We start from the raw sequence: 7039 nt of genomic DNA on the forward strand, positions 1-7039 counted from the left end.
AGCTTATGGGGGATGGCGCGGGGCGGATCGCCCGGGCCGTGGCGCGAACGCCGGCCCGGACGACCCTCCCGGATCACGCCAGCGACGAATCGATGGCCTTGCACGCGTCGATCAGGCCCTGCACCGAGGCGACCGACTTCGACAGCATCTCCTTCTCGGCGGCGTTGAGGCGGATCTTGACGACCCGCTCGACACCCTTGGCGCCGATCACCACCGGCACGCCGACGAACATGTCCTTGACGCCATACTGGCCGCGGAGCGCGGCGGCAGCCGGCAGGACGCGCTTCTGGTCCTTGAGATAGCTCTCGGCCATCGCGATCGCCGAGGCCGCCGGCGCATAAAAGGCCGAGCCGGTCTTGAGCAGGTTGACGATCTCGCCGCCGCCCTTGCGGGTGCGCTCGACGATGGCGTCGAGACGCTCCTGCGTCGTCCACTTCATCTTGACGAGGTCGGGCAGCGGGATGCCGGCGACGCCGGAATAGCGCACCAGCGGGACCATGTCGTCGCCATGGCCGCCGAGCACGAACGCCGAGACGTCCTTCACCGAGACCTGGAACTCGTCGGCGAGGAAGTGGCGGAACCGGGCCGAGTCGAGCACGCCGGCCATGCCGCAGATCATATTGGGCTTCACGCCCGAGAACTTCTGCAGCGCCCAGACCATCGCGTCGAGCGGGTTGGTGATGCAGATCACGAAGGCCTTGGGCGCGTAGGTCTTGATGCCCTCGCCGACCGCCTTCATCACCTTCAGGTTGATGCCGATCAGGTCGTCGCGGCTCATGCCGGGCTTGCGCGGCACGCCGGCGGTCACGATGACGACATCGGCGCCCTTGATGTCCTCATAGGACGAGGTGCCCTTGTAGGCGGCGTCGAAGCCGTCGACCGGGGACGACTCGGCGATGTCGAGGCCCTTGCCCTGCGGGATGCCGTCGGCGATGTCGAACAGCACGACGTCGCCGAGTTCCTTCAAGCCGGCGAGGTGGGCGAGCGTGCCGCCGATCTGGCCGGCGCCGATGAGGGCGATCTTCTTGCGGGCCATTGCCTAGTCCTTTGTCTGGCGCTGCGAAATGCCGGAGAACCGGCGAAACCGTGCGTTCCTTTGGCCCAAATGGCCCTTTTGCCGCAACCCTCGCGCGACCTCGCCCGCAAGCCCTGCACAGGCCGTCGCAATCCGACCCGCCGGCACGGCCCTCTCGACTTTTCAGATACTTAGCGGAGGCCGCCCAACGAACCGCCCCAGAATGACACGGAACCGCCGTAATGACAATTTACACGAGATGTAATTCGTCACGCGATTTCGTCAGACGATCCCGGCGATCAGCACCCGCAGCGAAACCCGGATCAGGGTCGACAGCCGGATATCGACCGAGGCCTGCGGCACGTCCGATTCCAGCTCCAGCGCCGCCGGGTGGATGAAGCGGTGGGTCGCATCGATGACGAAGGCGATGGCCCGGTCGCGGTCGCGCGGCTCGAAGGTGCCGGACGCGATGCCCTCGTCGATCACCCGCTCGAACAGCGCCCGCACCCGCGCCCGGTTGCGCCGGCTGATCGCATGGCGCTTCGCCACCGCCTGCGACAGGGCGGCGAAGAGATGCGGCTCCTCGGTCAGCAGGTCGCGGTTGGCCTTGGCCAGCGCCAGGATCAGCCGCTCGAGCTTGTCGTCGGCGGGGTCCGGCCCGTCGGCGATGTCGGCGAGATGCCGCTCCGTCGCCTTCAGCCAGACATCGACGACGGCATCGACCAGCGCGGCGCGCGAGGGGAAGTAGCGGTAGACATTGGCATGGGTCATGCCCGCCTCTTCGGCGACGGCGACGACCGTGAAGCGCTTCAGCCCGAACCGGCGCAGATGCTCGCTGGCGACCGTGAGGATGCGGGTCTCGCTGGGCTCGCGCTGGGTCATGGGCGTCACCCGACCGTCCGGAGGCAGGACCGCGACGCCGTCATTCCGGGGCATCGCGCAGCGATGAGCCCGGAACCCAGAACCGATGTCCTTCGACGCCTGGCCTGACCGCCGCAGGCGCAGATCTGGATGGACGACATCGGCTCTGGGTTCCGGGCTCGCCCCTGCGGGGCGCCCCGGAATGACGGCGAGGACTGGCAGCGCATCCTCACCCTCACGTCTCCACCAGCCCGCCGCTGTCGCCGCTCGCCGCCGAATCCGCCCGTCCATGCGGCAGGCCGAGATAATCGTCCGAGCGCATCTCGATCAGCCGCGAGACCGTGCGGTCGAACTCGAAGGCCTCGCGCCCGGTCTTGGCGCGGTAGAGTTCGTGCGGCTCGGCCTCGGCCGAGGCGACGAGCTTCACATGGTGCTCGTAGAGCGTGTCGATCAGGATGATGAAGCGCTTGGTCTCGTTGCGCTGATCGTCGGCGAGTACGGGGATCCCGTCGAGCACCAGCGTGTGGAAGCGCTGCGCCAGGGCGATATAGTCGGACGCGCCATAGGCCTTGCTGCAGAGATCGCCAAAGCTTGCCCGCGCCACGCCGGCCGCCGCCTGCGGCACGACCAGCTCATGGCCCTTGACGTCGATGACGAGGCGCTGCCCCTTCGCCGCCCCCGAGAGCTTGCGGAAGGCGTCATCCAGCGCAGCCTCGGCCGCCGCATCGGCCGGCACCCGATAGACCGGCGCGCCGCCGAGCTTCTCCAGCCGGAAATCGGTCCGCGCCTCCAACTTGAGCACCTCGACCTTCTCGGCCAGCAGCGCCACGAAGGGCAGGAACAGCGCCCGGTTCAGCCCGCCCTCATAGAGCCGCGACGGCTCGACATTCGAGGTCGCGACCACGACGACCCCGGCGGCGAACAGCGCCGTGAACAGCCGCCCGAGGATCATCGCATCGGCGATGTCGGTGACGGTGAACTCGTCGAAGCAGAGCAGCCGCGCCTCCTTCGCCAGCTCCGCCGCGACAGGCCCGATCGGGTCCGGATCCTTGACCTCCCCGGCCTTGAGCTTCTGGCGATAGGCGTGGATGCGGCCATGGACGTCGGCCAGGAATTCGTGGAAATGCACCCGCCGGCGCTGCGGCACCGCGACCGAGTCGTAGAACAGATCCATCAGCATGGTCTTGCCGCGGCCGACCGAGCCCCAGATGTAGAGTCCCTTGGGCACATCCTTCGCCGCGGCCTTCTTGCCGAAGAGCCAGCCCAGCGCGCTGCTCTTCTGCGCCAGGCGCTGCGCAGCCAAAGCCTCGGCCAGGCCCTGCAGCCGCTTCACCACCGCGACCTGCGCCGGATCGCGCTCGATCGCCCCGGTCTCGACCAGGGCGGCATAGCGTTGGGCGATCGAGGCGGTCATGGCGGGGCGGTCTTCGGGCAGGCGCTGGGGGTTACCGGGTTACGGCAGCCCCGCCGGCCCGGCAAGCCCATGAGGCGAGCGCCCCTCGCCTCAGGCCGCCGCCAGCCGCGGCCCCGGGTTGCGCTTGCGGAAGCGGCGCTTCGCCCAGATCACCAGCCCCGTGCCCCAGAGCCCGGCCAGCACCAGCGACAGCGCGAGATTGAGGCCGCTGCCCCAGAGCGCATGCCAGTTGCCCTCATGCAGCGCGCGCGGCCAGTTCATCGGCGGCGTCTGCAGCCCCTCGCGCGTCACCACCACGCCGGTCAGCCGGTTGCCGACATAGACCCGCGCCAGCAGCCGCCCGCCGCGAACCCGCAGCGAGGTCAGGTCGGCGAGGTCATGCGCGCGGGCGACGAGCGGGATCGCCTCGGCCAGCGGCAGCCGCGCCGGCCGCGCCCCGCCCGCCGGAGCCGCCGGGGTGAGGCTGATGCCGAAGGCGATGGCGAGCCCGGTCAGCGGCGACAGCACGATCAGCGGCAGGAACAGCCAGGCGCCGGCCTTGTGCCAGCCGCCCAGCGTGTTGCGAAAGCGCGGCCAGCCCATCAGCACGCCGAGCAGCGCCAGCACCAGCATCGCGATGGTCGAGGCGGTGACGAGCCAGCCGAGATCGAGCAGCAGCCGCTCATGCAGCTGCCGCGCCGTGCCGAACCACTCGGCCCAGCCCGGCTCGTCGATCTCCTCGCCGCTGCGCAGGCTGACATCGACCGCGCCGTCCGGCCCGACGCCGTTCAGCGTCATCAGCTGGTCATAGGTCCGGATCGTCAGCCCGGTCGCCTTGCCCTCCGGATCGAACTTTTGCAGCGCCGCCAGCACCGAGGCCTCGGTCACCGGCGCCGCAGGGCGCGTGCGCTGGGCCAGCGGTTCGAGCGAGAGCACGAGACCGCTCAGGATCAGCGCCAGCAGCGGCAGGGCGAAGACGAGCGTGATCCAGCGGTGGAACCGCAGCCAATAGGGCTTGAGCATCATGGGGATGACTTTCGGAGTGCAGCGTCGCCTTGGAATCATTCTAAGGTGATGCACTTCCGTGCCGCAAGCCGCGGCGCCCCACCCTGCGCTGGATCAAACCCGCACCTCCAGATCTCCGCCGTCATTCCGGGGCGCCCGAAGGGCGAGCCCGGAACCCAGAACCGACGCCCTTTCGAAAACGGGGCGCCGGCATGGCCCGCCTGATCTCGGCGAACTGCGGCTCTGGGTTCCGGGCTCTTCGCTGCGCGAAGCCCCGGAAAGACGGCGAGAGAACCAACGCTTTGCGCCCCGACGCACCGAAACCCCCGACCGGCTCACGCCGCGGGGTTTCGGGCTCTTCGAATGCGTATCCGAGGGGATGCGCGGGACGAGGGTGGCGTCGCAGTCGACGGCTGCGTGCCGATGTCGATGTCGAATGTCGTGTCGAAGCAGCGCCAACAGCCGCCGCCCCGCCCCGCGCGCAGGTGTTTCGTGCCGACCAGATCGCCTTCTGGTTATCCGTGCCACGGGTCGCGCGGCCTGACTCACCCGCGCGATGGCGATCTGCGCCTCCGCCGCCTTCGGCCCGCAACGGCCTCAGGCGACGAAACCCGCAACCCCGCCCGGCCGCACGATGCCTCGCGACAGCCCCCTTGGTCGGGCGGAGCGAGGGGAGAATAGGCATGGGTTCGGGGTGCGGGGATAAGTCAGCCTCCTTCTCCCCTCGAGGGAGAAGGTCCGGCAGGGGATGAGGGTGCGAGCCGCGGCGCTGCCCTCATCCGTCACGGCTTCGCCGTGCCACCTTCTCCCCGAGGGGAGAAGGATCGCGCCCCACCGTCACAGCCCCCGCCCCTCACCCCCGCCCGGGAATCATCCGGATGGCGTTGCCGAGATGGGTGGCGCAGCCCTTCATGTCGTTCTTCGCCATGAGGTCGGTGGCCAGGGTCAGTTCCTTCATCGCGACCGCCTTCCTGTCCGGGTCGGTCATCTTGGCGGTCTCGGCATTCATCTTGGACAGCTCTTCCGTGCTGCAGGTCGTCGGCGGCAGCGGTGTGGTGTCCGGCGCCGCCGGAGCCGTCTGCGCCCCGGCCGGCGCCAGCGCCAGCCCGACGCCGAGCGCGGCGAGGATGAGGGTGGTCCTGAGCATGATCTCTCTCCCTGAAGCGGCCGGAACGGCCCTTTCGCGGGAAACAGGACGTGGGGAGGATTGTTCCGGGGGCTCGCTCCACCGACACCCGTCAGGTCTGGTGCGGAACCACGCGCGAAACCCCTCTCCTGTAAGGAGAGGGGTTCACGCGCTCGGACTGCCATTCAAATGCGTGGCGGCGTGTCGCAATTGAGCAGAAACTGCTGCCAGCCGGTTGTTAAGGCGGCCAGACTTGTCGAATCAAACGGAATGCACAATAATTTGCCGCAATTAATCTCAATGGAAAATCGATATGGCAATACTTAAGGCTTCCAGAGTATTGTCGCCGGAGGGCAACCAACCGTAACATATGTTTCCAGATCAGCGCTTAGCCTTGAGAAAAAGCTGAAATCTGCGATCTCCGATGGATACTCACTGATAACCGTCACGGGCGCGACAAAGAGCGGGAAAACCGTCCTATGCAAGAGCATCATATCTAAAGATGAATCCATTTGGATCTCCGGCGGAGAAATCGCAACTGAAGATGAATTTTGGGATAGAATAGTAGACGATTTGGATATTTCGCAAAACCAGACAGAAACAGCCTCTCGGCTTAGCGGCGAAACGACGAAAAGCGGAGTGAAATTAGGCGCCACTGCTGGATTTGTAAACGTGGGCGTTGAATTGGGCGGCGATGCTCAATCGACGTCAGCAATCACGAAATCTCGAACGAAAACGCGCTCATCGAAAGTTATCGCACTGAAAGGACTTTCAGATTACACTGGAACGATAGTAATAGATGATTTTCACTACATCGAAACAGATATTCAAAGATCTTTAATTCGCGCCTTAAAGCAGAAAATTTTCGATGGTCTCCGAGTTGTGGTACTAGCCGTTCCTCATCGCGCATATGATGTTGTTAAAGTCGAAACCGAAATGACAGGCAGAGTCCGTCAGATTGAAATCCCAAAATGGTCAAATGACGAGCTATCCGAGATACCAAACATTGGGTTTGATAAATTGAATGCTGATGTTCCAGATCATATCAGGAATACATTGGTAAGCGAATCATTCGCAAGCCCGCACTTAATGCAATGGTTTTGTTCAAGAATATGCACCGACAATGGTATTGATGTCACATTATCTGAAAGAAAGTCGATTTCTATCGACGATGAGCGCTCATTTTTTTCAGAGATCGCAGTTAATACATCGAAGCTCGCCTTCGATAGATTAGCCGCAGGGCCACGTCAAAGAACAGATCGGATTGCGCGCTCATTCTCCGACGGAACCCAGGGCGACATCTATTTGGCAATATTGCGAGCAATTTCGGCGACGGGCCCTAAATTGGCACTGACGTACGAAGAAGTGCGCAGCAAACTTAGAGAATTGATGTCGGGAGAAATACCACAGTCTCACGAAGTGAGCAGGGTATTGGTCAAAATGACGGAGATAGCTCGCGATAAAATCGAAGGTGAAGCAGTTATCGAATGGGACGATGACGAAAAAATACTACATATCATTGATCCATTTTTTGCATTTTATCTAGGCCGTAAACCCATAAGACCGTCCGGCCGATTCCAGCGGCGTCGATTTCGTGATTCAAGCTCCGAAAGAGGAGCTTGGCGATGGGACGCTACGA

At 64.4% G+C, this 7039-nt stretch carries 6 protein-coding genes; 1 reads left to right on the forward strand and 5 read right to left on the reverse strand.

Annotated features, from left to right (window positions below):
• Positions 1-73: 73 nt before the first annotated feature.
• The 5 genes from mdh to ACFPN9_RS10440 all read right to left on the reverse strand — a co-directional run bounded on the left by mdh (position 74) and on the right by ACFPN9_RS10440 (position 5421).
• Complete coding sequence (mdh, locus tag ACFPN9_RS10420; RefSeq protein WP_067997445.1) at positions 74-1036, reverse strand: malate dehydrogenase; 963 nt, start codon at positions 1034-1036, stop codon at positions 74-76.
• A 261-nt stretch (positions 1037-1297) separates the two neighbouring features.
• The gene (locus tag ACFPN9_RS10425; protein ID WP_067997442.1) at positions 1298-1897 is read right to left on the reverse strand and encodes a TetR/AcrR family transcriptional regulator; all 600 of its coding nucleotides are present in this window, start codon (positions 1895-1897) and stop codon (positions 1298-1300) included.
• A gap of 214 nt (positions 1898-2111) precedes the next feature.
• Positions 2112-3290, reverse strand: a complete 1179-nt coding sequence (gene zapE, locus ACFPN9_RS10430) for a cell division protein ZapE (protein WP_068075090.1) — start codon at positions 3288-3290, stop codon at positions 2112-2114.
• A gap of 90 nt (positions 3291-3380) precedes the next feature.
• Positions 3381-4295 carry a PepSY-associated TM helix domain-containing protein gene (locus ACFPN9_RS10435; RefSeq protein WP_377816832.1) on the reverse strand — a complete coding sequence of 305 codons (915 nt, stop codon included), beginning with the start codon at positions 4293-4295 and terminating at the stop codon, positions 3381-3383.
• Between the two features lie 832 nt (positions 4296-5127).
• Positions 5128-5421, reverse strand: a complete 294-nt coding sequence (locus tag ACFPN9_RS10440; RefSeq protein WP_066721606.1) for a hypothetical protein — start codon at positions 5419-5421, stop codon at positions 5128-5130.
• A 552-nt stretch (positions 5422-5973) separates the two neighbouring features.
• Here ACFPN9_RS10440 and ACFPN9_RS10445 point away from each other — a divergent pair.
• On the forward strand, positions 5974-7039 hold a 1066-nt coding region (locus ACFPN9_RS10445; protein WP_377816835.1), incomplete at its 3' end, for a hypothetical protein.

This window comes from Allobosea massiliensis, from assembly GCF_042655245.1.
Classification (GTDB): domain Bacteria; phylum Pseudomonadota; class Alphaproteobacteria; order Rhizobiales; family Beijerinckiaceae; genus Allobosea; species Allobosea massiliensis.

Coding starts and splice junctions, on each gene's coding strand:
- mdh (WP_067997445.1), bottom strand. CDS start 1,036: ATGGCCCGCAAGAAGATCGCCCTCATCGGCGCCGGCCAGATCGGCGGC.
- ACFPN9_RS10425 (WP_067997442.1), bottom strand. CDS start 1,897: ATGACCCAGCGCGAGCCCAGCGAGACCCGCATCCTCACGGTCGCCAGC.
- zapE (WP_068075090.1), bottom strand. CDS start 3,290: ATGACCGCCTCGATCGCCCAACGCTATGCCGCCCTGGTCGAGACCGGG.
- ACFPN9_RS10435 (WP_377816832.1), bottom strand. CDS start 4,295: ATGATGCTCAAGCCCTATTGGCTGCGGTTCCACCGCTGGATCACGCTC.
- ACFPN9_RS10440 (WP_066721606.1), bottom strand. CDS start 5,421: ATGCTCAGGACCACCCTCATCCTCGCCGCGCTCGGCGTCGGGCTGGCG.